Source organism: Paenarthrobacter sp. 10L412 (assembly GCF_056395565.1).
Genome location: NZ_JBFTJT010000004.1, coordinates 282,247 through 303,171 on the forward strand (window position 1 = coordinate 282,247; position 20,925 = coordinate 303,171).

Below are 20,925 nucleotides of genomic sequence, written 5' to 3' on the forward strand. Positions count from 1 at the left end.
CTTCGTCATAGGTGGTGGAAAACTGCCGAACCTGGCGTGTGAACCGCGGGCTGTGGGGTACCTGAGGGGAGCAGGAACATGCCGCCTCTACCGGAAGGTACCCAATGGCACGCCTATCCAATCAAGAAGGTTTGGCCGAATGGCTGCCGCGCCGCTTGGCCGAGGAACGGCCCGTTGTGACAGTGGTCGGCGACGCCATCCTGGACGGTTGGTGGGACGGACTGATTGAGCGCTTTTGCCGCGAAGCTCCCGCCCCGGTGGTCCAGGTCAAGCGCCGCGACTTCGCCCCCGGAGGAGCGGCCAATACTGCCATGAACCTGGCGGCCCTTGGCGCGAACGTCAGGTTTGTCTCGTTGGTCGGCCGGGATTCTGCGGGTCAGGAGCTCCTTGGGAGACTCGTTGCTGCCGGCATCGACGTATCGGGCGTGGTGCAGCATACCGGCATGATCACCACTACCAAGTTCCGGATAAGCAGCGCCGGCCAAGTGATGCTTCGCCTGGATGACGCAGCCGCGGACGTCCCCGCCGAGGGCCTCCAGAAGTTGGCAGCCGCCATCCCCGGAGCACTGGCGGGTTCCAACGCCGTGGTGCTGTGCGACTACGAGGCCGGCGCGTTGGAGGGACCAGTGCGTGCAGCTTTGATGGATGCACTGGGACCCGCCCATGATCCCCAGACCGGTTCTCACCCTGCCAGCCACAGGCAGGGTACCTTGTTGGTGGTCGATGCCCATCATCCTGCCCGGTGGGCCGAACTCAAGCCGGATCTCGCCACCCCGAACGCCCAGGAAGCTGCCGGGCTGCTCAGAACAGAGTTTCCCGGTGGCGCTGCACGTTGCCCCTTCGTGGAGGCCCACGCGGACCAGCTCCTTCGAGCCTCAGGTGCGGGCGCCGTCGTCGTGACTTTGGACCGTGACGGGACTCTGACGCTGCGTTCCAGCGATCCGGACGCAAGCGGCGACGATTCCAACGGATCCCGCGGCACCCACCGAACCTGGGCCAGGCCGGAAGCCGAGAAGCAGGCCTCCGGTGCCGGCGATACGTTTGTTGCCGCGCTGACCTTGGCGCGGGCGGCCGGGCTGCCCCTGACTACCAGCGTGGACCTCGCCCAGGCCGCAGCTGATGTGGTGGTCCACCGCCCCGGCACCTCGGTCTGCACCACCGAGGAACTTGCCCGTCACCTCGGAGGGTTCGCCGATACTGCGTTGACAGCCGATGAATTGGCCAGGCAGGTGGAAGCCCACCGCAGGGAGGGTCGGAGGATCGTGCTGACCAATGGGTGCTTCGACGTCCTGCACCGTGGCCATACCCGCTACCTGAACCAGGCCAAGCAACTGGGCGATGTCCTGGTGGTGGCCCTTAACAGCGATTCCTCAGTGCGGCAGCTGAAGGGGCAGGACCGGCCCGTGAATCCAGAAGCGGACCGTGCTGCCGTGATCGCCGCGCTCAGCTGCGTGGATCACGTCACGGTGTTCGACACCCCAACTCCCATCCCGCTCATCGAGTTGCTGCAGCCCGATGTGTACGCCAAGGGCGGCGACTACACGCCGGAAATGCTCGCCGAGACCGCGGCTGTGGAGCGCTATGGCGGCATGGTGACGATTCTGGATTACGTCCCCGAACACTCCACGACGGCGGTACTGGAGCGTATTCGTTCCACAGGAGAGAACCCGCATGCCTGACCGGGCTTTGCAGGAAGGCGAAGGGAGAGTTTCATGCGCATAGTCATCGCGGGAGCCACCGGTAACGCGGGCACGGCTTTGCTGAAGCGGTTGCAGGCTGCCCGCTCGGAAGAGGGCGCGGATCTTGAACTCGTGGGGATAGCGCGACGCGAACCTGACAAGAACGCAGCCCCTTACAACGCAGTGGAGTGGCACACGCTCGACGTCGGCGACTGTAAGGACAGGGAAGCACTGGAAAACGCCTTCGCAGGTGCCGACGCCGTAGTGCATTTGGCCTGGCAGATCCAGCCAAATCACAATCGCGAACTTCTGCGCCGGACCAACGTAGCGGGAACAGCCCACGTTTTGGGCGCGGCCAGGAAGGCCGGCGTGAAGCACGTTGTCTGTGCCTCATCCGTTGGCGCCTATTCGCCGGCCCCCAAGGATCAACGGACCAAGGAAGGTTGGCCGGCAGGCGGGATTAAGCGATCCCACTACAGTGTGGACAAGGCAGCGCAAGAGCGGCTTCTGGATGGCTTTGCCAACGAGAATCCGGACATCGTAGTGGCCCGGCTACGCCCGGCACTGATCTTCAGCGCCGAAGCGGGCAGTGAAGTGGGCCGCTACTTCCTGGGGAGCGTTCTCCCACGGCTCATTCCCCGAAAGCCATGGCTGCCCATCCTCCCCCTCCCGAAGGAGCTGATTTTTCAGGCCGTTCATGCCGACGATGTCGCCGATGCCTACTGGCGCGTGCTGGAACGTCGGGCAGAAGGCGCGTTCAACATCGCCGCGGAGCCTGTGCTGGACCCCAACGCCCTCGCATGGATCCTCAACGCCCGGCGGCAGCTGCCCTTGCCGCTCCCGGTGCTGCGCGCCGTCGTCGAGGTCAGTTGGCGTTTGCGGTTGCAGGTAACCGACGGCGGCTGGGTGGACATGGCGGCCGGCTCACCCATTATGGACACAAGCCGCGCCCACAGCCTTCTGGGCTGGATGCCGCACCGATCATCGTTGGAGGCGTTGACGGAAGTGCTGGAGGGTCTCGGAGCCGGCAAGGGGCGGAAAGCCTCGCCGCCATTAACGCCACGCTAGTTTTTGTGTTTGTGGCCCTAATCCGCAGGGGATACCACCGTGATGATCCTGCGCAAACTCATGGCCACTGACGCCGCCGCGTTCACCGAAGCCTGGCCGGCAGCAGCTTCCGTGACAGCATCCCCGAGCTCGGAGATGCTGTCCTTTGCCTCCGCCAAATGGCTCTTCAATTCTCCGGCATCCTCGCCCCGCCACTGATCAATCACGCGGGACACGGCCTCCAGCGCTTCGGACAGGTTGGTCAGGACGCTGTCCGGGATGACTGTTCCCGCGTCCTCTTCCCAGATCACGCTGGCCAGGACGTCCGTGATGTCCTGGACATGGAAGGTTAGCCGTTCCACTATCCGCAATCCAGCCAAATCACTTGGTAGCCGGCCAGCACGACGCCGGGACCGGGGGTTCGCTTTTGCGCTCAGTTCCGCTTCATGAACGGCAGTCCGCACGGCTGCGGCGGTAGCTGACAGTTCGCCGCTACGGCTTGCCCAGGCTTCGTGGTTGGGCGGCCAGGATTCCTCCATCGCGCGCGCCATGTCCTTCAATTGTTGGGACAAAGCCCGTTGATGCCCGGCCAGGGCGGGGTCGATTCCTTCGAGGTGCAGCGGCGGAAACACCAGCCAGTTCACAGCGAAGCCAACGGCTACGCCCATGGCCATCTGCAGGACGTAGGCAAAGGAGAAGCCCTCCGCGTTGGAATCCCCAAGGACGAGTACGAACAGGGCAGCCATGGGAACCCATTCGGAGGCGGTCCCCAACCGGGGGAGGCCGCCGATGATCACGCCCAACCCCACCACTACGGCGACTGCCAACGCCGTCGGCGCTGCCACTGTGGTCACAGCAAAAGCCATGCCTATACCCAGGGCCAGGCCCATGAGGCTCTGCAGACCATGCCTGGCGGAGTCCGCCACCGTGGGATGCATGCTCACGAGTGCGCCGAGCGGTGCGTAGTAGGGGTAGGACGCTGCAGGACCAGGCATGAAGGGCGCGAGATACCAGGCCAATCCTGCCGCCGCCGCGGTTTTGGCGGCGAACAGGAGTCGGTGACGCGTGACAGCTTTTCGAAGCGCGGGAATCAGCCGCCGCCTGGAGGGCTTGTGGCTCATTGGTCCAACGTAGACGGGTCTTACTCCGCGTGTCGAGCTTGGATTTCGTTTCAGAATGTGGCGATTGAATCCCCGGCAAGCGGGTACACACCCATTGATAGTAACGATACTTACTATCCCGGCTGCTGTCCGCAGCCTGCCAACTGTGGAAAGAGAGCGACAATGACTGAGAGCCAATCGCCGCAGGACGGAAGCTTCGCGGCGCCACGGACTGGGGTCCCCGCCGGGACCGAGCCTTACTCGGGAAGTTACCTCGACTCACCGGTTGAAACCGACACCACTGGCATGGAAACCGATGCCGGCGCGGGTACTACCGGCTACGGAAGCACTACCGGGGGAACCGGGACCACATCCGGCACGGGAACGGTCGATTCGGCTAAGCACGAAGCCGCCGAAGTCGCCGGCACAGCGCGCGATGCGGCTGGCGGCGTCGTCGAAACAGCCAAGGCCGAAGCCGGAAATGTGGCCCAAGAGGTCAAGATGAACGCCCGGCAATTGCTAACACAAACCAAGGGCGAGTTGACGGATCAGGCCGCTACCCAACAGCAGAGGGTTGCGGAGGGCTTGCGGTCCATTTCCGACGAACTATCCACCATGGCCAATTCGACCCAAAACGGTGGTGTGGCCACGGATCTGGTCCAGCAAGCGGCCGAGCGTTCCTCCTCGGTTGCCCGGTGGCTGGAGAACCGGGATCCGGGTTCCCTCTTGGATGAGGTCAAGAGCTTTGCCCGCCGCAAGCCGGGTGCGTTCTTGCTGTTGGCTGCCGGTGCGGGTGTACTCGCCGGACGTTTGGGCCGCGGAATGGCGGACAACTCGCCCATGACCGGGACTGGCACTTCGGATGCCACCACCCAGACCCCGCGCGCCGTGTACTACCCAACCCAGGGTGGCGCTGTGACTCCTCCGGCAGTTGATCTGCCCGGGCCCCAGACGACGACCGCCGGGTACGGAACGACGGGTACTGGAACGGACACGGGATACGGCGCGGGCACTGACACCGGATACGGCGCGGGCACCACGGGTGGCTATGAAGGATCAACCATGCCCTACCCGGAAAACGACGCCGGTGGGGTAAAGGCGCAAGGTGATCCGCTCGCACGTCCCGATGACCCGAGCGATCCCGATGATCCCGTATACGGAGGTCCCCGATGAGTAGTCCTGCCGACCTTCCTCCCACCGAAGCCCATCTCAAAGCCGAAACCGTACCTCTCGGCGAACTGCTGAGCGAACTGACGCGCGACGTCTCCACGTTGATGCGGCAGGAAGTTGAGCTGGCCAAGGTAGAGCTCAAGGAATCGGCCACCAAGGCCGGAAAGGGCGCAGGGATGATGGCCGGAGCCGCTTGGGCCGGGCATCTGACCATGCTGTTCCTTTCCCTGGCGCTTTGGTGGGCCTTGGGTCAGCTCATAGGCCTGGGATGGTCCGCAGTTGTTGTGGCGGTCATTTGGGGCATAGTCGCAGCGGTGCTGGCCTCGATGGGGCGAAAGGAATTGAACGCCATTAAGGGCATGCCGCGCACCACCGAGACAGTCAAGGAAATACCTCCAACCTTCAAACCGAATACTGAGGAGACACGATGACGCAGAATCCCGACGCCCTGCGCGCCGACATCGAACAAACCCGCAGGCGGCTCAGTACCAACGTTGACGCCGTTGCTGACAAGGTCACGCCCTCGCACATCGTCAACCGGAGGGTAGACAGGATCAAGACGGCCGTGTTTGGCGCCCGCGACGATGTTCAGGACAGGGCGGGCCATGTTGCCCATCAGGCCCAGGACGCTGTTTCCGATGTGGTCTCGGACATTGGCGACGCACCACAGGTGATCACACGAAAAGCCCAAGGCAGCCCCATCGCTGCCGGCTTGATCGCCTTCGGTGCCGGCCTGCTGGTTTCGGCCCTCATCCCACCGTCGGACAAGGAGCGCGAGGCTGCGCAGGCACTCAAGGAAGCAGCCCAACCGCTGACCGAGGAACTGGGCCACGCCGCACAAGAGATGGCCGAACACCTCAAGGAGCCGGCACAGGACGCAGTCCAAAACGTCAAAGACAGCGCCACTGAGGCAGCTGCCAACGTTAAGGACGAGGGCCAGGCCGCTGCTGCAGATGTGCAGGACCGCGCCGCAATGGCCAAGGACAACCTCGGCAACCAGTAACCGCGTTACTCACCCATCTGAGTCGCAGTTAAGGCCGTTTTGAGCTCTCAGAACGGTCTTAACTGCGACTCAGATGGGTTCGCGGTTGGGTTCGCGGGGCTGGCTAGCGCACTTCGAGGATCATCTGCAGCAGGCGGGCTGCGGCCGGACGCGCAGCGTGTTCCTCAGCCCACTGCGCGCGGGCAAGTGCTTTGCTGACCGCCTGCGTCGTGATGCCGAGTTCCTGGGCCACAGCCTTTTGCTGGCCGCGGACACCGGGGGTGAGGAGGTCCAGGACCCGCCACTCGGCCACGCTCCGGTGCTGCACTATGTGTCCGAGGAGTCGCAGTACTGCTTCGGCTTCTGCTGCCAAAGCCGTGAAAGGACCATCAACGGCAACAGGGACTCGTTCCTTCCCGTTGCGGAGACGGTCAACAGCCCGCCGGGCATAGACAAGACCGTGCCCGGAAGCGTCTTTGACAAGGTTGGGAAGGGGCTCGTTGATGGGCCCTACGCCAATTCCCACGTACCACTGACCGGTCCGGAGGGCGATCAACGCTGTATCAACAGCTTGGTGGCTGGACTCGACAATGCCTTGCACCTCGTCCTCAACCGAACGGTCGAAGTCGAGCCGTGCCGGAATGTGCCGCAGGTCCTTGAGGAGCTCGGGCACTAGGTCGCCGTCACGGCGGCTGTCGCGTTGGTTGATGGTCAGAGTGAACATAGTGGATCACATGCTACCGGCTGGTAGCCGCTCTGCAAGGGCTTATTTTCCTTATTTCTTTAGCCCTTCCCTGGTTCCAATGCACCTCGTCCCTCGTTCCAATGCACCCGTCCCGCGTTCCAATGCACCTAGTCCAGGGCGGTGCGTCCGGTGACGACGACGGCGGGCAGCGCACCTGCGCCCAGCCGGCGGGCGTCGGCTATTCCGGCGTCACGCATCGCCGCTTGGATGGCTTCCACCAGAGGGGCAGGATCTTCATTGGTGGAGAATACCCAGAAGGTGTCGCGTGCCTGAAAAACGAGCGCGTTCTTTCCGGCCACTCCCAGCGACGTCTTTTGCCGCGCCACCAAGCGGCGGTCAGGATCAGTGCCATCCGCCGTGGTCACTGCCTTGATATAGGCAGGCGGGATCTCCGCCCACGGAAACTCCAAAGTGCTGTACTGCTGGGAATACCTGGCTACGATCCCGCCATCGAACACCAGGAGTTTGCGGAAGCTGCCCAGGAGCGTCATTGACCAGAGGACCAGGCCCGTAAGTGTGCTTGCCACGATGAACAGGACTGGATCCTCGAAGTGGCCGGGCTCCCGCGTGGAGGTGGCGGGGCTGATGAACTCACCCATTGCGCCGAAAAGGAATCCAACCGCCAAGCAGGGGATGAGGAGCTTCCAAAAGATGCGGCGCGAGGACGCGATATGACGTAGCCGTCCAAGCCCGGGTCCGAGCCTGCGCTCAGTGCGCCTTACCAGCCAGTTACGGCCGCGCATCAGGGCGCTGGCCGTAGAGATTTGGCAGGTTCTGCCTTTCTGCCTCGGCGGCTTGGTGTACGGCGATCACTTTGGGGTCCGGGACCGGCTGGCGACCCTGTGCCACACCGGATCGCCGATCAAAAGCTGCAAACTTTGGATCCCACGTATCGCCCGAGCTCCCGCTGAACGCCGCAAGAATCAGCATCACCACGAAGAACGGGAAGAAGGACCAGCAGATGGCACGCCAGCCGCCCAGCCAAGCACCCGCCGTCGTGCCGTCCTTGATCCGTACCGAACGCATGCCCGCTGCAGCATCGCCAACGCTGCCCGCTGTACCCCAGATCATGCCGTAAACGAACAACCCAACGAACCAGAGAACGACGTAGAGCGTCAGCCAGAAGCCGTCGTTGAAGGCGAGGAGTGAGCCAGAGTTCATCATGGCGTTGCGTGCAACGGCCACTATCGTGGCCAGGATGCCATACCCGGCAAGGAACACGATCGCGTCAAGCACGCGACCCCAGAAGTGGGCTCCTCCGGATGCTTTCACGAAGTATGCGCCAGTGTCAGGATGGCGGCGTACCGGGCGGCCGTTGAGGGCATCAACCAAGCCAGTAGCGGTTTGGGACTTCGAATTGCTCATGGGTCAGGCCAGCCCAGCCAGCCCGCCGAGGACCTGGGCCAGGGTGGGTGCGGACGTCTCCTTCAGCTCAAGGGAGACAGTTTCGCCTTCTACGCGGGGAGTAAGGACGTGCACGCTGGTGGGACCGGTGTACACGGTGACGGTCGGAAAGTCGTTCGTGTCAGTGTTGAAGACCACCACGTTGCTGGCTGCCTGGGTATCGGCCAAGGCGGTTGCCGCATATTCTTCGAACTCGGTCTCTGTGTAAACAGTGGGATCGGTGTCCCGGTGGGCCGCCGTGTTCGGGTCAACGAATTCAGCAAGGCGCGGAGCCAGCTGGTCGCGGGTGACAACAGTGAAGCCGTGCAGCCCGCCTTCGTCCACTTCCTCCAGCAGCACGCCGTCGTCGTGGATGTAGCCGTAGAGCCAGCGCTTGCCGGTGGAAACGGTGCGTTCCACGGAGACCACGCTGCTGCCGCTGCGACGCAGTGTCAGGGCACCGGTGATTTCCTCGGTGGCGTGCAGGCGGGTGGGTTCGGTCTCGCCTTCAAAGATCACGGGGTAGACGAGTTCCTTGGCGAGCAGCCCACGCAGGGCCACAGCGCACATCAGCTCTTTGCTGGCATCCTGTGTCGTGAGCCATGGAAGGGCCACGATCTGCTCGTGCTGAACGCCGTCCAAGGCAACAACCTCTTCATCGGTCAACGTCGGCAAGGCCTTGCCCGTGGCGCTGGCCGATGCCAGGACCTTCGCTGCAGCCTGTACGTCCCGCTCGGTCCAATTCATGGTGCTGGTGGTCATCCGAATATCCCTCCGACAAAGTTTCCGACTGACTTGGCGGCATTACCGACCCCGTCTGCCACCTTACTGCCTACATCCTTGGCGAAATTGCCTACTTCCCGGGCGCCGTCGGCGATGTAACTGCCAGGGTTCCGGGCGAAGTTGCTGATGGAATCCCAGTTGTCCGCCACCAGGTTGCCCAAGGCCCAGGCTCCGGCAACGATGCCCGCGCCGATCACGATCGGGGCGCCGATGGGCCCCAGCAAGGCTGCGCCACCGGCCGTCATGAGCATGATGCTGCCCACCCCGCCCACTACGGACAGGCCGCCGGCAACCCGGTCTCCGGTACCGCGCCAGCCGTCGTGCTCCGGATTGATCATGTCGCTGATACCGCCAACGATGTTCAGCGGCGCCGCCAAGGCTCCGGCGATTCGAAGGCCCTTGGAGAACTTTGTGGCGTCCTGGAAGGCCTGGCTGTAGGGAATGTTCGCCTTGAGGTCGGTGATGACGTCAGTGACCTTCTCGCCGCTGCGCAAGGCGCTCAAAGCATCCCGCAGCACTGTACCTCCAGCCCGCCAGTTGGTGAGTACCTCGCGCGTCTTGACCCATTCGGCATGACCGAGCTTGCCGTACTTGTAGGCAGTCCAGAGCTGCGCGCCTAGTTCCTTGACACCCGTTGCTGTGTCATAGACGTCTTTCAAGACGCCCACCGATGTACCCGAGCCGTCATTGTGACTGGCGAATTCCTGCTGGTTGGCGTGCTTCTTGAGCTGGCTCGCGTTGTCCCTCAGCATGTTGGCGGCCTTCACCAGGCTCTGCCTGTGCTGGCTGTTCCAATCGCTCTTGAAGACTGTGGCGTCGCGCCCCTGCCACGCCGTTGCGGAGTTGATGGCGTTGGACAGCTGCGCGCTCTGCAGATTGATGGCGTCGGCAGCTTTGCCCATGACGCCGGCCAGACTGCGAAGCTGCGCAATGTCCGCGCCGTAGAACCCAGCCATGTGGAACCCCCTGTTACATGCGTCGTAAAGTCTCGTCCCAGCCTAGGCGGACCCCGAAGATGCCGCGATGGGGAGAGATGCCCATGTGGAAAACGCGGGGTCAGTTATGGCCCACGTTGTGGTTCCCAAAGGGCCAAAAGTGACCCCGCGTTGCTTAAAGCACGACGGCGACTGGTGCTGTTCACAGGGAACAGCACCAGTCGCCGTCGTAAGTGTTGCTAGTGGCCTTCGGCCGAGAAGCGCTTGATGGAAGCTTCCAGCTCGGCTTCGGCAGCGGCGCGATCGCCCCAGCCCTCAGCCTTGACCCACTTGCCGGGCTCCAGGTCCTTGTAACGGGTAAAGAAGTGCTCGATTTCCTTGATCAGGAATTCGCTGACGTCGCTGACTTCCTGGATGTGGTCGAAGCGTGCATCCACGGGAACGCAGAGGACCTTGGCGTCTCCGCCGCCGTCGTCGGTCATGTTGAAAACACCGATGGGGCGGGACTCAACGATGACGCCCGGGTGGAGGTCGAAGTCCTGCAGGAGCACCAGTGCGTCCAGGGGGTCGCCGTCTTCGCCCAGGGTGTTCTCGAAGAAACCGTAGTGCGTGGGGTACTGCATGGAGGTGAAGAGGACGCGGTCCAGGCGGACGCGGCCGGTTTCGTGGTCAACTTCGTACTTGACGCGCGATCCCTTGGGGATCTCGATGGTCACGTCGTGCTTCATGGCGTGCTCCTTGACGGGTGGGGGTGGGGCGCGGCAGGCGAAAGTGCAGCCAGCGCCGCCGACTACTATTGAGGATATAGCGAGAGGCCCGGGTTTCTTGAACCGGCGGGGACAATTTCAGGACTGACAGGACCAAGCAACTGCATGAAGGGCGTTAAAAACGGGGGTGCCCGGAAGTGGGTGTCCACGGCGTGGGGGCGCTTGAAGTGGCCGATGCTGTTGACGTTGGTTCTGTTGTGCCTGGGGGCGATCGTGGTGGTCGGCATGGTGCCAGGACTCCTCAGCGCACCCAAGCCCTCGCCTTCCGCGCCGCCATGGCAGCAGGAGCCCGACCGCCTGTCCGAGGCCAACGGCGTGCTTCCCCTGGACCCCGATGCGCCCGCGCCTGTACCGGCTGAGCTCTCGCGCCTTGTGAATGACGCCCTGAAACCTTCCGGTGCCGGCAGCATTACGGGCATTGTCGTGGACGCCTCCACAGGCACGGTCCTGTTCGACCGCGATGCCAACGCCAACCGAATCCCGGCGTCGAATATGAAGCTCTTGACCGCCGTCGCCGCTTTGAAGGCGCTCCGTCCCGAATCCCGTTTTACCACCCGTGTGCTGGCCGGTTCTGATGAATCAACCGTGGTGCTGACGGGAGGAGGGGACGTGTTGCTCGGCGGAGGCACCTCGGATCACGGGGCCGTCATGGGCCGGGCGGGACTTGTAACCCTGGCCGCCGATACTGCCGCTTCCTTGGCTACCGCCGGGGTCAAAGGGCCCGTGACCGTGCAGGTGGATGATTCCCTGTTCAGCGGCGCGCCCCTCAATCCTGCGTGGAGCCTGGACGACGTCGCGGCTGGCGAAACCGCCCCCTTGTTTTCCCTTGCCCTGAATTCCGGGCGCTACTCACCAACGGTTACCACCGGGCCGCGTCCGCAGGATTCGGCCATCACCACCGCCCAGGCTTTCGCCGAACAATTGGTGGCTGCCGGCGTCCAGGTGAGTCCCGGCGTCGAGCGCGGCAAGGGTGTCCCCGCCAAGGTGCTGGCCGCCGTTGAATCCGCGACTGTGAGCGAGCAAGTGGACCTCATGCTGGAGACCTCGGACAACTTCCTGGCGGAGGCGCTCGGGCGGATGACCGCCATTGCCTCCGGACAGGAAGCCACGTACGACGGCGCCACTTCAGCCGTGCGCCAACGGCTGGGGGAGTTGGGAATCGACACTGATCCCAAGCAGTTGCGGTTGGCCGATGTTTCGGGCCTTGCCTTGGAGAACCAGGTCACTGCCCGCCAGTTTGCGGAGGTAGTCCGTGCCATCACCAGCGGACCGGACCTGAGCCTTCGGACCGCTCTGGATGGCTTCCCGGTGGCGGGCCTTACGGGCACCCTGGACGACAGGTATGTGGATCCCAGCACTGCCCAGGGTGCAGGGCTTGTCCGCGCCAAAACGGGGACCCTCAACACTGTCATTGCGCTCAGTGGGTATGTAGTGGACGCTGATGGACGCCTGCTGGTGTTTTCGTTCATCGGCAACGGCCTGGAACCGGGTGCGGCTGGAAACAAGGAGGCGATGGACCGCTCGGCATCGGTGCTGGCCTCGTGTGGATGCCGCTAGCCCCGCTGGGGAACAGCAAACTCCCGTCGCTCCGCGCGGAGCGAACTTAAAGGCCCATTGCCAGCCTCATGTGGTGTGATGGACCGTATGGTGTCATCTGCCCGAGATTCGTCAGCAGGGGCCCCGTCCCTGATCAATTGGGACCTGGCCGCCTCCACGGCTGCCCGGCTTACCCCGCCCGGTCCCGCGATGAGCGCCGGGGAAATCGGCAAGGCGGTGGAGAACCTGCGCTTCAACGCCGATATCTCCGTGCCGCACGTCCATGACATCACCGGGCTTGAAGCCGCGCGGGACCTGCGGGATTCGCACGTTCTCGTGGTGGACCGTGCCTCGTGGTCCAAGGCCAACACCCAGAGCTTCTCCGTCATGCTCCAGCCTGTCCTGGAGAAAATGCTGGAGTCCCGCAGCAGCCTGTCCCTGACACCTGCTGCCGCCGCGGCCAGTGGAGCCATCACCGGCAGCCAACTCGGCGCCATCCTTGCTTTCCTGTCCAGTAAAGTCCTGGGCCAATACGATCCGTTCGCGGCCTTGGCCCCGGACGCCAACGTTCCTTCGGGCGGCCGGCTGCTCCTTGTTGCACCCAACATCATCTCGGTGGAACGCGAACTCAACGTGCACCCGGACGACTTCAGGCTCTGGGTATGCCTCCACGAACAAACCCACCGCGTTCAGTTCGCCGCAGCACCGTGGCTGCGAGACCACATGCTCGCCGAAATCGAAAAGCTCAGCAGTCATCTTCTGGGCAACATGGATTCCCTGGTTGAACGGGCAGCCGCGGTGGCCAAATCCCTGAAGGACCGCGCTGCATCGGGGAACGTGCCAAGCCGGGGCGCCATTCTGGACCTGCTGCAGGATCCCGAGGAGAAGGCTTCCTTGTCCCACATCACTGCCGTCATGAGCCTCCTCGAAGGTCATGCCAATGTGGTGATGGATGCGGTCGATTCCAGCATCGTCCCGTCCGTGAAGACGATTCGCCAACGGTTCAATGATCGCGGCAAGGACCGCGGCATCATCGAAAAGTTCATCCGTAATCTCCTCGGTCTCGACGCTAAGATGCGCCAGTACACCGACGGCGCAAAGTTCGTGCGCGAGGTTGTTGAGGTAGGCGGCATGGAAGGCTTCAACCGGGTGTGGGAGTCTGCCGAAAACCTCCCCACCGAGGAAGAGATCCACAATTCCAGGATGTGGCTCGAGCGGATGGGGCTTTGAGCGCACCCGTATTTGATGCCGCCTCAGATGGTGGTTCCAGCAGTGGTCCCGACAATGGAGCGACAGGCAAGGGCCGACGCCGGCCCGGCCGTTTGGCGCCTGTCGTCGGCAAGGCACGGAAGCAGTTGCAGAACGCCTTGGCCGCTGCGGGTTACCCGGAACGTGTGCTCGTTGCCTGCAGCGGAGGCCCGGATTCACTTGCGCTCGCCGCGGTGGCTGGATACTTCGCCCGGCGGGGCCACGTGGATGGGCATCCCATTTCCGTGGCAGGCGTGGTTGTTGACCACCAACTTCAGGCTGGCTCGGCAGACGTAGCTTCCCGGACGGCAGCGGTCTTGCGGGAACTCGGCCTCTCACCTGTGGAAGTGCGTAGGGTGGAGGTCGCGTCCACTGGGTTCGGGCCCGAAGCTGCTGCCCGCGATGCCCGGCACGCAGCACTCGAGGCCGCTGCAGATGACCTTGGTTGCGATCGAATCCTGCTTGGGCACACGTTGGATGACCAAGCCGAACAGGTGCTCCTGGGGCTGGCCCGTGGCTCGGGTACCCGTTCTTTGGCCGGCATGAGGCCGATCCGGGGACGCCTGCTAAGGCCCTTCCTGGGCCTAAGGCGGGAAGAGACCCTGGAAATCTGCGAGGTCGAGGAACTGGAGCCGTGGCATGACCCGAGCAACAGTGACTCTGCCTTCGCGCGCTCGCGGACACGCGTCGAGGTCATGCCGGTCCTCGAAGAAAAGCTGGGCCCAGGCGTTGCCGAATCTTTGGCACGGACTGCCGCGATCCTGCAGCAGGACGCCGATTTCCTTGAGGATCTTGCAAACGAGACGTATCTCTCGCTGGTGGAGCGAACAGACGACGGCGCGTGGTTGCCGGAGGACGCCGTCCGCGGACTTCCCGCGGCGCTGAGGTTCCGCGTCATCGCGAAGGCCGCTGCCGACGTCGGGGGCCAACAACCCGGGTACGGGCGGCTCCAAGCCGCGGAAGCGCTGCTTCGCCGCCAGGGTTCTGCCGGCCCTGTGGAACTTCCCGGCCACGTCAGTGTCTACCGCTTGTCCCTCAGCGATTTGGAGCAGGAACGGGCTGCCTCCGGCGGTCCCGAGTCCGGTGCTTCGGCCACCGGCGGTCCCCGCGAGGCCGCACGCTGTGGGAAGCTAGTATTCCGGCATCAGAAATCGCCCCAACAGTAGCCGCACCCGAGCATCAAAACAGGAGCCATTGGTGGATTCAAACGACGTCCAGGCAGATCTCAAGCACGTTCTTTACACCAAAGAGCAGATCCAAACCCGCATCGCTGAACTGGCGGCGCAGATCGACAAGGACTACGAAGGCCGCGAACTGCTGATCGTCGGTGTCCTCAAGGGTGCCGTGATGGTCATGGCGGACCTGGCGCGTGCCTTGCACAGCCACGTCAGCATGGACTGGATGGCCGTTTCTTCCTACGGTTCCGGCACCCAATCCTCGGGTGTTGTACGTATCCTCAAGGACCTCGATACCGACCTCATGGGGAAGGACGTGCTGATCGTCGAGGACATCATCGACTCCGGCCTGACACTTTCATGGCTCAAGTCCAACCTCGAATCCCGGGGTACGGCCAGCGTTGAGATCTGCACCGCTTTCCGTAAGCCGACCGCCGCCAAGGTGGAGATCGACGTCAAATACGTCGGCTACGACATCCCCAACGAGTTCGTTGTGGGCTATGGCCTGGACTACGCCGAGAAGTATCGCAACCTGGACTTCGTGGGCACGCTGGCCCCGCACGTTTACGAGTAAATCCCTTTACTTACGCCCTTCACCGGACCATAAGGACGTGGGAACCCGTTGACGAACAAAAGCATTGGCATCAAGGACGTAGCCGTTGCCGCCGGCGTGTCCGTCACCACTGTTTCCCACGTCCTGAATGACGTCGCCTACGCCCGCATCAGCCTGGAAACACGGGAAAAGGTCAAAGCCACGGCGGAACGCCTCGGCTATGGCCCAAACCGGCTGGCCCAGGCCCTGCGTACGCAACGGACCGGAATGCTGGGTCTCGTCAGCGAGGAAATCGCCACCACACCACACGCAGGGCGAATCATCCTGGGTGCAGATGAGGCCGCCAGGGCGCGGGGCTACAACCTGATGATCATCAACACCTCAGGCGCAGCAAGTGACGAGTCCAGGCAGGCCGACGTCGAGGCCCTCCTGGAGCGACGCGTGGATGGCATCCTGTACGCCACCATGTACCACCGCGAGGTCACGTTGCCGGAAAACCTGAGTTCAATTCCCGCGGTGCTTGTGGACTCCGAGAGCCTGGCCGGGAGCGTCGCTTCCGTAGTCCCCGACGAAGAGGGTGGGGCAAGGGTTGCCGTGCAAAGCCTCCTTGAGGCCGGCCACCGACGGATCGGTTTCCTGAACAACACAGACGACGTCCCGGCTACGCGGGACCGCTTGCGTGGTTTCCGGAACGCCTTGGACGAAGCAGGGCTCGACGGCGCTGCCGCACCTGTGGAGTCCGAACTCTCGGAGGTGCTGGGCGGCTATGTTGCCGCCTTGCGGATGTTCAAGCGAAAGGACCGGCCCACGGGCCTGTTCTGCTACAACGACCGCATGGCAATGGGTGCCTACCGTGCAGCGGCCGAGGTAGGAATCAGCATTCCCAACGAACTGTCCGTGGTGGGTTTCGACGATCAGGAACTCATCGCGGCCAACCTCTATCCTGGCCTGACGACAGTGGCGTTGCCCCACTACGAGATGGGTGCCTGGGCCACTGAACGCCTGATCGATGCCATCGAGGGCAAGGCGGACCTCGCCGTCCTGGCAGCCAAGCCGACGATTCTGGAGTGTCCCCTGGTGACCCGCGAATCCATCACGAATCCCAACCCAGGGCTGTCCTAGCGCGCTGTAGGCGAGTATCCTGTGTACGCCCAGAGGGAACTTTTGAGCATTCCAGTGCGTGAATAACTGGGAACGGTGTATAGCTAGAAACTGAAGCAGCACCATTCGCGCGCAGAAGTTGCGCCTCGCAGCACTACCAGGAGGGACGGGGCAAAACCCCGATCAGATGAAAGCTAAGAGTTTCTTCAAGGGCCCGGGCATCTGGATTGTTGTCGTCGTCGGCTTGCTCCTGGTGGCATTCGCAACGCTGGCTCCGGGCGGTTCCACACGTATTGACACCAAGGACGGCCTCGAACTCCTCGCGCAAAGCGGCAAGGTGGAGCAGGCCAAGATTTTCGACGCCGAGAACCGCGTTGATTTGGTACTGAAAGACAACCTGAATATTGATGGCCAGGACAAGGGCAAGAACGTCCAGTTCTTCTACGTCACGGACCGTGGCCCGGACGTCGTCAAGGCTGTCACCAGCGCCAACCCGGACAAGGGCTTCACTGACCAGCCGGTTGAGAACAACTGGTTCTCCGGGCTGTTCTCCCTGCTCATCCCCGTGTTGCTGCTCGGTGTCCTGTTCTGGTTCCTGCTTTCCCGCATGCAGGGCGGCGGCTCCAAGGTGATGCAGTTCGGCAAGTCCAAGGCCAAACTGGTCAACAAGGATATGCCCCAGGTGACCTTCTCAGACGTCGCCGGTGCTGACGAAGCCGTGGAAGAGCTCCAGGAAATCAAGGAATTCCTCCAGGAGCCGGCCAAGTTCCAGGCCGTTGGCGCCAAGATCCCCAAGGGTGTGCTGCTCTACGGCCCTCCAGGTACAGGTAAGACGCTGCTGGCCCGCGCTGTTGCCGGCGAGGCAGGCGTTCCCTTCTTCTCCATCTCCGGCTCGGACTTTGTTGAGATGTTCGTCGGCGTTGGTGCTTCCCGTGTTCGCGACCTTTTCGAACAGGCCAAAGCAAGCTCCCCTGCCATCATCTTCGTTGATGAAATCGACGCCGTTGGCCGTCACCGCGGTGCGGGTATCGGCGGCGGTAACGATGAGCGTGAGCAGACCTTGAATCAGCTCCTCGTTGAGATGGACGGCTTCGACGTCAAGACCAACGTCATCCTCATCGCGGCGACCAACCGTCCTGACGTCCTGGACCCCGCGCTGCTGCGCCCGGGTCGTTTCGACCGCCAGATCACCGTGGAAGCCCCGGATATGATCGGCCGCGAACAGATCCTTAACGTCCACGCCAAGGGCAAACCGATGGCTCCGGGCATCGACCTCAGGGGTGTTGCCAAGAAGACTCCCGGCTACACGGGTGCGGACCTGGCCAACGTCCTGAACGAAGCTGCGTTGCTGACTGCGCGTTCAAATGCCAACCTGATTGATGACCGCGCCCTGGACGAGGCCATCGACCGCGTCATGGCAGGCCCGCAGAAGCGCAGCCGCGTCATGAAGGAACTCGAGCGCAAGATCACCGCATACCACGAAGGTGGCCACGCGCTGGTTGCGGCCGCGCTGCGTAACTCCGCTCCGGTCACCAAGATCACCATCCTTCCCCGTGGCCGTGCCCTTGGGTACACCATGGTGATTCCTGAGGACGACAAGTACTCGGTTACCCGTAACGAGTTGCTGGACCAGATGGCGTACGCCATGGGTGGCCGCGTTGCCGAGGAAATCGTGTTCCATGACCCGTCCACCGGTGCGTCCAACGACATCGAGAAGGCCACGTCAACGGCCCGGAAGATGGTCACCCAATACGGCATGAGCGAACGCGTTGGTGCAGTGAAGCTCGGCCAAGGCGGCGGTGAGCCGTTCCTCGGCCGCGACGCCGCGCAGGAGCGCAACTTCTCGGACCAGATTGCCTACGTTGTGGACGAGGAAGTGCGTCGCCTGATCGATCAGGCGCACGATGAGGCTTACGCCATCCTCACCGAAAACCGCGATGTCCTCGATCGGCTGGCACTGGAACTGCTTGAGCGCGAAACCCTCAACCAGGCCGAGATCGCCGAGATCTTCCATGACATCCGCAAGCGTGACTTCCGTGAGATCTGGCTGTCCAAGGAGTCCCGCCCTGTCCAGTCGATTCCGCCGGTAGAGTCGCGTGCCGAGAAAGCTGAGCGCGAGGCCCAGGAAGAGGCCAAGAAGGCACGCCTGGACGAGCCGCTGGATGCCGTAGCCCCGCACGCCCAGGGCGTCAGCAGCCAGGAGTCATTCCAGTCACCGGGACCCGACGGCGGCAACGACTCTCCGCTTCACGGCTAAGCTTTCTGCTGTGACTCATTTCGACGACGACGACCTCGCCGCCGCCCACGGCTCAGCCGCGGACGGTAAGCGGGGCCACAAAGTAGACCGCCCGCGCATTGAAGCAGCAGTACGTGAAATCCTGCTTGCCATTGGCGAAGACCCTGATCGCGGGGGCCTGCTGGACACGCCCAAGCGTGTTGCCAAGGCCTATACGGAGGTCTTTGCGGGCCTTCACCAGCACCCGGCGGATGTCCTTTCCACCACGTTTGACCTTGACCATGAAGAGCTTGTCCTCGTGAAGGACATCCCCTTCTACTCGACGTGCGAACACCATCTGGTGCCGTTCCACGGCGTCGCTCATGTTGGTTATATTCCGTCACATGACGGCAAGGTGACGGGCCTTAGCAAGCTGGCCCGTTTGGTGGATATTTATGCGCGCCGGCCGCAGGTGCAGGAGCGGCTCACCACGCAGATCGTTGAGGCACTGGTTAAGCACCTGAACCCGCGCGGCGCGATTGTCGTCATCGAATGCGAACACATGTGCATGTCCATGCGCGGCATCCGCAAGCCCGGCGCCAAGACTGTCACCAGCGCGGTGCGCGGTCAGCTCCATGACCCGGCCACCCGCGCCGAGGCCATGAGCCTCATACTCGGAAGGTAAGCAATATATGGATTCCCTCGCTGCAGCTCCCGGAACCGGCCCGGCCACAAGCCCACTGCCGATTCTCCGTAAGCCGAGGCCCGCGGCCAGGTTTGAGGACCTGCCAACGGACCGCACACTCGTTATGGGAATTCTCAATGTCACCCCGGATTCCTTTAGCGACGGCGGCACCCACCGCACGCCGGACACCGCAATCGCCCTCGGCCTGCGTATGTTCTACGCCGGCGCGGACATCATCGACGTCGGTGGCGAGTCCACCCGCTCCGGCGCCGAACCTGTTTCCCCTGAAGAAGAGCAGCGCAGGGTCCTCCCGGTGATCCAGGCGCTGGTCAAGGCAGGCGCGCTGGTGAGCATCGATACGATGCACACGTCAACGGCGGCTGCTGCGGTGGAAGCCGGTGCCGCGATCATCAACGACGTCTCAGGGCTGACCATCGAGCCGGACATGCCCGAGCTCGTGGCACGGACCAAGGTTCCTTACATCCTCACGCATCGTCGTGGCGATGCCCGCACCATGGACAGCCTCACCGAGTACAACGACGTCACCGAAGACGTCGTGGCCGAGCTCAAGGGGGTTCGCGACAAACTTTATGCAGCGGGCGTCGCTCCCGAGCAGATCATCGTTGACCCCGGAATCGGCTTCTCCAAGAACGAGGACCAGAACTGGGAAATCCTCAAGAACCTGGACAAGCTGTTCGGACTCGGACACAAGGTCATGGTGGCTGCGTCGCGCAAGCGGTTCCTCGGCTCGCTTCTGACTGTTGCCGGGAAGTCGGCCGCGCCGCTGGAGCGGGATGCCGCCACCGCAGCCATCACTGCTTTGAGCGCCGCGAAGGGCGCCTGGGCTGTCCGCGTCCACGACGTCGGTCCAAGCCTTGACGCCGTCAAGGTTGCCGCTCGAATCGCCCGCTGACCGGAGGACCTTGTGGACAGGATCACGCTGACCGGTGTCACCGCCGTCGGCCATCACGGAGTGTTCGATTTCGAGCGCCGGGACGGCCAGCCGTTCGTCGTGGACGCCGTCCTTCATACTGACTTCAGCAAGGCTGCGGAGACGGATGACCTCCAGTACACCGCGCACTACGGCGAGGTGGCTGAGCTCATTACCTCGCACATCGAGGGCGAGCCGCTGAACCTGATTGAGGGTTTGGCCGTGAGGATCGCCGATGGCATCCTCGCCAATTACAACGTGGCCGCAGTGGATGTCACCGTCCACAAGCCGAAGGCGCCCATCGAGGTTCCGTTCGGCGATGTCACTGTGAGTGTCCACAGGGAGCGATCATGAACTCCGGATACACCAAAGCGATCCTGGCCCTCGGCAGCAATCTTGGTGAGCGGAACGACACCCTCTCCACAGCCGTCGCCGATCTGGTGGACCCACCGGACGTGAGGCTCCTTGGAGTATCTCCGGTTGTCCAGACCAAGGCAGTCGGCGGACCGGAAGGCCAACCCGATTTCCTGAACATGGTCATGGCAGTCGAGACAACGCTCAGTCCCCTTGAGCTGCTGCAGCACTGCCACGACGTCGAGCAGAAGCACCACCGCACCCGCGAAGTGCGTTGGGGTCCGCGGACGCTGGACGTGGACATCATCGTTTTCGGTGATGTGGTCAGCGACGACCCCGTCCTGACCCTGCCTCATCCGAGGGCGGCCGAACGGGCCTTTGTCCTGTACCCGTGGTCTCTGCTGGAGCCGAGCGCCCAACTGAACGGGCAGAGCGTTGCAGAGTTGGCAGCCGCAGCTGAAGACATGCCCGACATCCGTCGCTTCGATGGCTACGGCGACGTCGCCGGTGTTCCTGCGACGGGAGCGGTGGAGTAG

The 20,925-nt window shown here is 63.2% G+C and carries 22 protein-coding genes; 15 read left to right on the forward strand and 7 right to left on the reverse strand.

Going from position 1 to position 20,925, the window contains the following annotated elements; all coding sequences use genetic code 11:
- Positions 1-104 precede the first annotated feature (104 nt).
- Positions 105-1,679: a D-glycero-beta-D-manno-heptose 1-phosphate adenylyltransferase gene (gene rfaE2 / locus AC1DD7_RS06515; RefSeq protein ID WP_477514293.1), complete on the forward strand. Its 1,575-nt coding sequence runs from the start codon at positions 105-107 to the stop codon at positions 1,677-1,679.
- Between the two features lie 33 nt (positions 1,680-1,712).
- Positions 1,713-2,747: an NAD-dependent epimerase/dehydratase family protein gene (locus tag AC1DD7_RS06520; RefSeq protein ID WP_477514294.1), complete on the forward strand. Its 1,035-nt coding sequence runs from the start codon at positions 1,713-1,715 to the stop codon at positions 2,745-2,747.
- Between the two features lie 17 nt (positions 2,748-2,764).
- Here the strand turns inward: AC1DD7_RS06520 and AC1DD7_RS06525 are convergent, their stop codons facing one another.
- Positions 2,765-3,847, reverse strand: coding sequence for an FUSC family protein (locus AC1DD7_RS06525; protein WP_477514295.1), 1,083 nt, complete (start codon positions 3,845-3,847; stop codon positions 2,765-2,767).
- 162 nt (positions 3,848-4,009) lie between these two features.
- On the opposite strand from AC1DD7_RS06525, the gene AC1DD7_RS06530 reads away from it, so the two are divergent.
- The 3 genes from AC1DD7_RS06530 to AC1DD7_RS06540 are packed head-to-tail and all read left to right on the forward strand — an operon-like array spanning position 4,010 to position 5,999.
- Positions 4,010-4,999 (forward strand): hypothetical protein, encoded by a 990-nt coding sequence (locus AC1DD7_RS06530; RefSeq protein WP_477514296.1) that lies wholly within the window; start codon positions 4,010-4,012, stop codon positions 4,997-4,999.
- Complete coding sequence (locus AC1DD7_RS06535) at positions 4,996-5,427, forward strand: phage holin family protein (protein WP_477514297.1); 432 nt, start codon at positions 4,996-4,998, stop codon at positions 5,425-5,427. Before AC1DD7_RS06530 ends, AC1DD7_RS06535 begins: the two co-directional genes overlap by 4 nt.
- Positions 5,424-5,999 (forward strand): DUF3618 domain-containing protein, encoded by a 576-nt coding sequence (locus AC1DD7_RS06540; protein ID WP_477514298.1) that lies wholly within the window; start codon positions 5,424-5,426, stop codon positions 5,997-5,999. The genes AC1DD7_RS06535 and AC1DD7_RS06540 overlap by 4 nt, the downstream gene beginning before the upstream one ends.
- A 103-nt stretch (positions 6,000-6,102) precedes the next feature.
- Here the strand turns inward: AC1DD7_RS06540 and AC1DD7_RS06545 are convergent, their stop codons facing one another.
- The 6 genes from AC1DD7_RS06545 to AC1DD7_RS06570 all read right to left on the reverse strand — a co-directional run bounded on the left by AC1DD7_RS06545 (position 6,103) and on the right by AC1DD7_RS06570 (position 10,552).
- Positions 6,103-6,702 (reverse strand): hypothetical protein, encoded by a 600-nt coding sequence (locus AC1DD7_RS06545; RefSeq protein WP_477514299.1) that lies wholly within the window; start codon positions 6,700-6,702, stop codon positions 6,103-6,105.
- Between the two features lie 128 nt (positions 6,703-6,830).
- Positions 6,831-7,322: a hypothetical protein gene (locus AC1DD7_RS06550; protein WP_477514300.1), complete on the reverse strand. Its 492-nt coding sequence runs from the start codon at positions 7,320-7,322 to the stop codon at positions 6,831-6,833.
- Between the two features lie 130 nt (positions 7,323-7,452).
- Positions 7,453-8,088, reverse strand: a complete 636-nt coding sequence (locus AC1DD7_RS06555) for an RDD family protein (RefSeq protein ID WP_477514301.1) — start codon at positions 8,086-8,088, stop codon at positions 7,453-7,455.
- Between the two features lie 3 nt (positions 8,089-8,091).
- Positions 8,092-8,868 (reverse strand): hypothetical protein, encoded by a 777-nt coding sequence (locus AC1DD7_RS06560; protein WP_477514302.1) that lies wholly within the window; start codon positions 8,866-8,868, stop codon positions 8,092-8,094.
- Entirely contained in the window at positions 8,865-9,845 is a 981-nt protein-coding gene (locus AC1DD7_RS06565; protein ID WP_477514303.1) for a hypothetical protein, read from the reverse strand. The genes AC1DD7_RS06560 and AC1DD7_RS06565 overlap by 4 nt, the downstream gene beginning before the upstream one ends.
- 218 nt (positions 9,846-10,063) lie before the next feature.
- A complete protein-coding gene (locus tag AC1DD7_RS06570) occupies positions 10,064-10,552 on the reverse strand; it encodes an inorganic diphosphatase (protein ID WP_144663396.1) in 489 nt (162 codons plus the stop codon).
- A 144-nt stretch (positions 10,553-10,696) separates the two neighbouring features.
- Here AC1DD7_RS06570 and dacB point away from each other — a divergent pair, with 144 nt between their 5' ends.
- From dacB to folK, 10 genes are all read left to right on the forward strand, one after another.
- Positions 10,697-12,148 carry a D-alanyl-D-alanine carboxypeptidase/D-alanyl-D-alanine endopeptidase gene (gene dacB / locus AC1DD7_RS06575; RefSeq protein ID WP_477514304.1) on the forward strand — a complete coding sequence of 484 codons (1,452 nt, stop codon included), beginning with the start codon at positions 10,697-10,699 and terminating at the stop codon, positions 12,146-12,148.
- A gap of 87 nt (positions 12,149-12,235) precedes the next feature.
- Positions 12,236-13,357: a zinc-dependent metalloprotease gene (locus AC1DD7_RS06580; protein ID WP_431120086.1), complete on the forward strand. Its 1,122-nt coding sequence runs from the start codon at positions 12,236-12,238 to the stop codon at positions 13,355-13,357.
- A 125-nt stretch (positions 13,358-13,482) separates the two neighbouring features.
- Entirely contained in the window at positions 13,483-14,541 is a 1,059-nt protein-coding gene (gene tilS / locus AC1DD7_RS06585) for a tRNA lysidine(34) synthetase TilS (protein WP_477514323.1), read from the forward strand.
- A 31-nt stretch (positions 14,542-14,572) separates the two neighbouring features.
- Positions 14,573-15,124 carry a hypoxanthine phosphoribosyltransferase gene (gene hpt / locus AC1DD7_RS06590; protein ID WP_216924216.1) on the forward strand — a complete coding sequence of 184 codons (552 nt, stop codon included), beginning with the start codon at positions 14,573-14,575 and terminating at the stop codon, positions 15,122-15,124.
- A 48-nt stretch (positions 15,125-15,172) separates the two neighbouring features.
- The gene (locus AC1DD7_RS06595; protein WP_477514305.1) at positions 15,173-16,225 is read left to right on the forward strand and encodes a LacI family DNA-binding transcriptional regulator; all 1,053 of its coding nucleotides are present in this window, start codon (positions 15,173-15,175) and stop codon (positions 16,223-16,225) included.
- A gap of 166 nt (positions 16,226-16,391) precedes the next feature.
- Positions 16,392-18,461, forward strand: coding sequence for an ATP-dependent zinc metalloprotease FtsH (gene ftsH, locus AC1DD7_RS06600; protein WP_431117449.1), 2,070 nt, complete (start codon positions 16,392-16,394; stop codon positions 18,459-18,461).
- 10 nt (positions 18,462-18,471) lie between these two features.
- Positions 18,472-19,104, forward strand: a complete 633-nt coding sequence (gene folE, locus AC1DD7_RS06605) for a GTP cyclohydrolase I FolE (protein ID WP_477514306.1) — start codon at positions 18,472-18,474, stop codon at positions 19,102-19,104.
- A 7-nt stretch (positions 19,105-19,111) separates the two neighbouring features.
- Complete coding sequence (folP, locus tag AC1DD7_RS06610; protein WP_431117451.1) at positions 19,112-20,017, forward strand: dihydropteroate synthase; 906 nt, start codon at positions 19,112-19,114, stop codon at positions 20,015-20,017.
- 12 nt (positions 20,018-20,029) lie between these two features.
- Entirely contained in the window at positions 20,030-20,389 is a 360-nt protein-coding gene (folB, locus tag AC1DD7_RS06615) for a dihydroneopterin aldolase (RefSeq protein ID WP_216924207.1), read from the forward strand.
- Positions 20,386-20,925, forward strand: a complete 540-nt coding sequence (folK, locus tag AC1DD7_RS06620; protein WP_431117452.1) for a 2-amino-4-hydroxy-6-hydroxymethyldihydropteridine diphosphokinase — start codon at positions 20,386-20,388, stop codon at positions 20,923-20,925. The genes folB and folK overlap by 4 nt, the downstream gene beginning before the upstream one ends.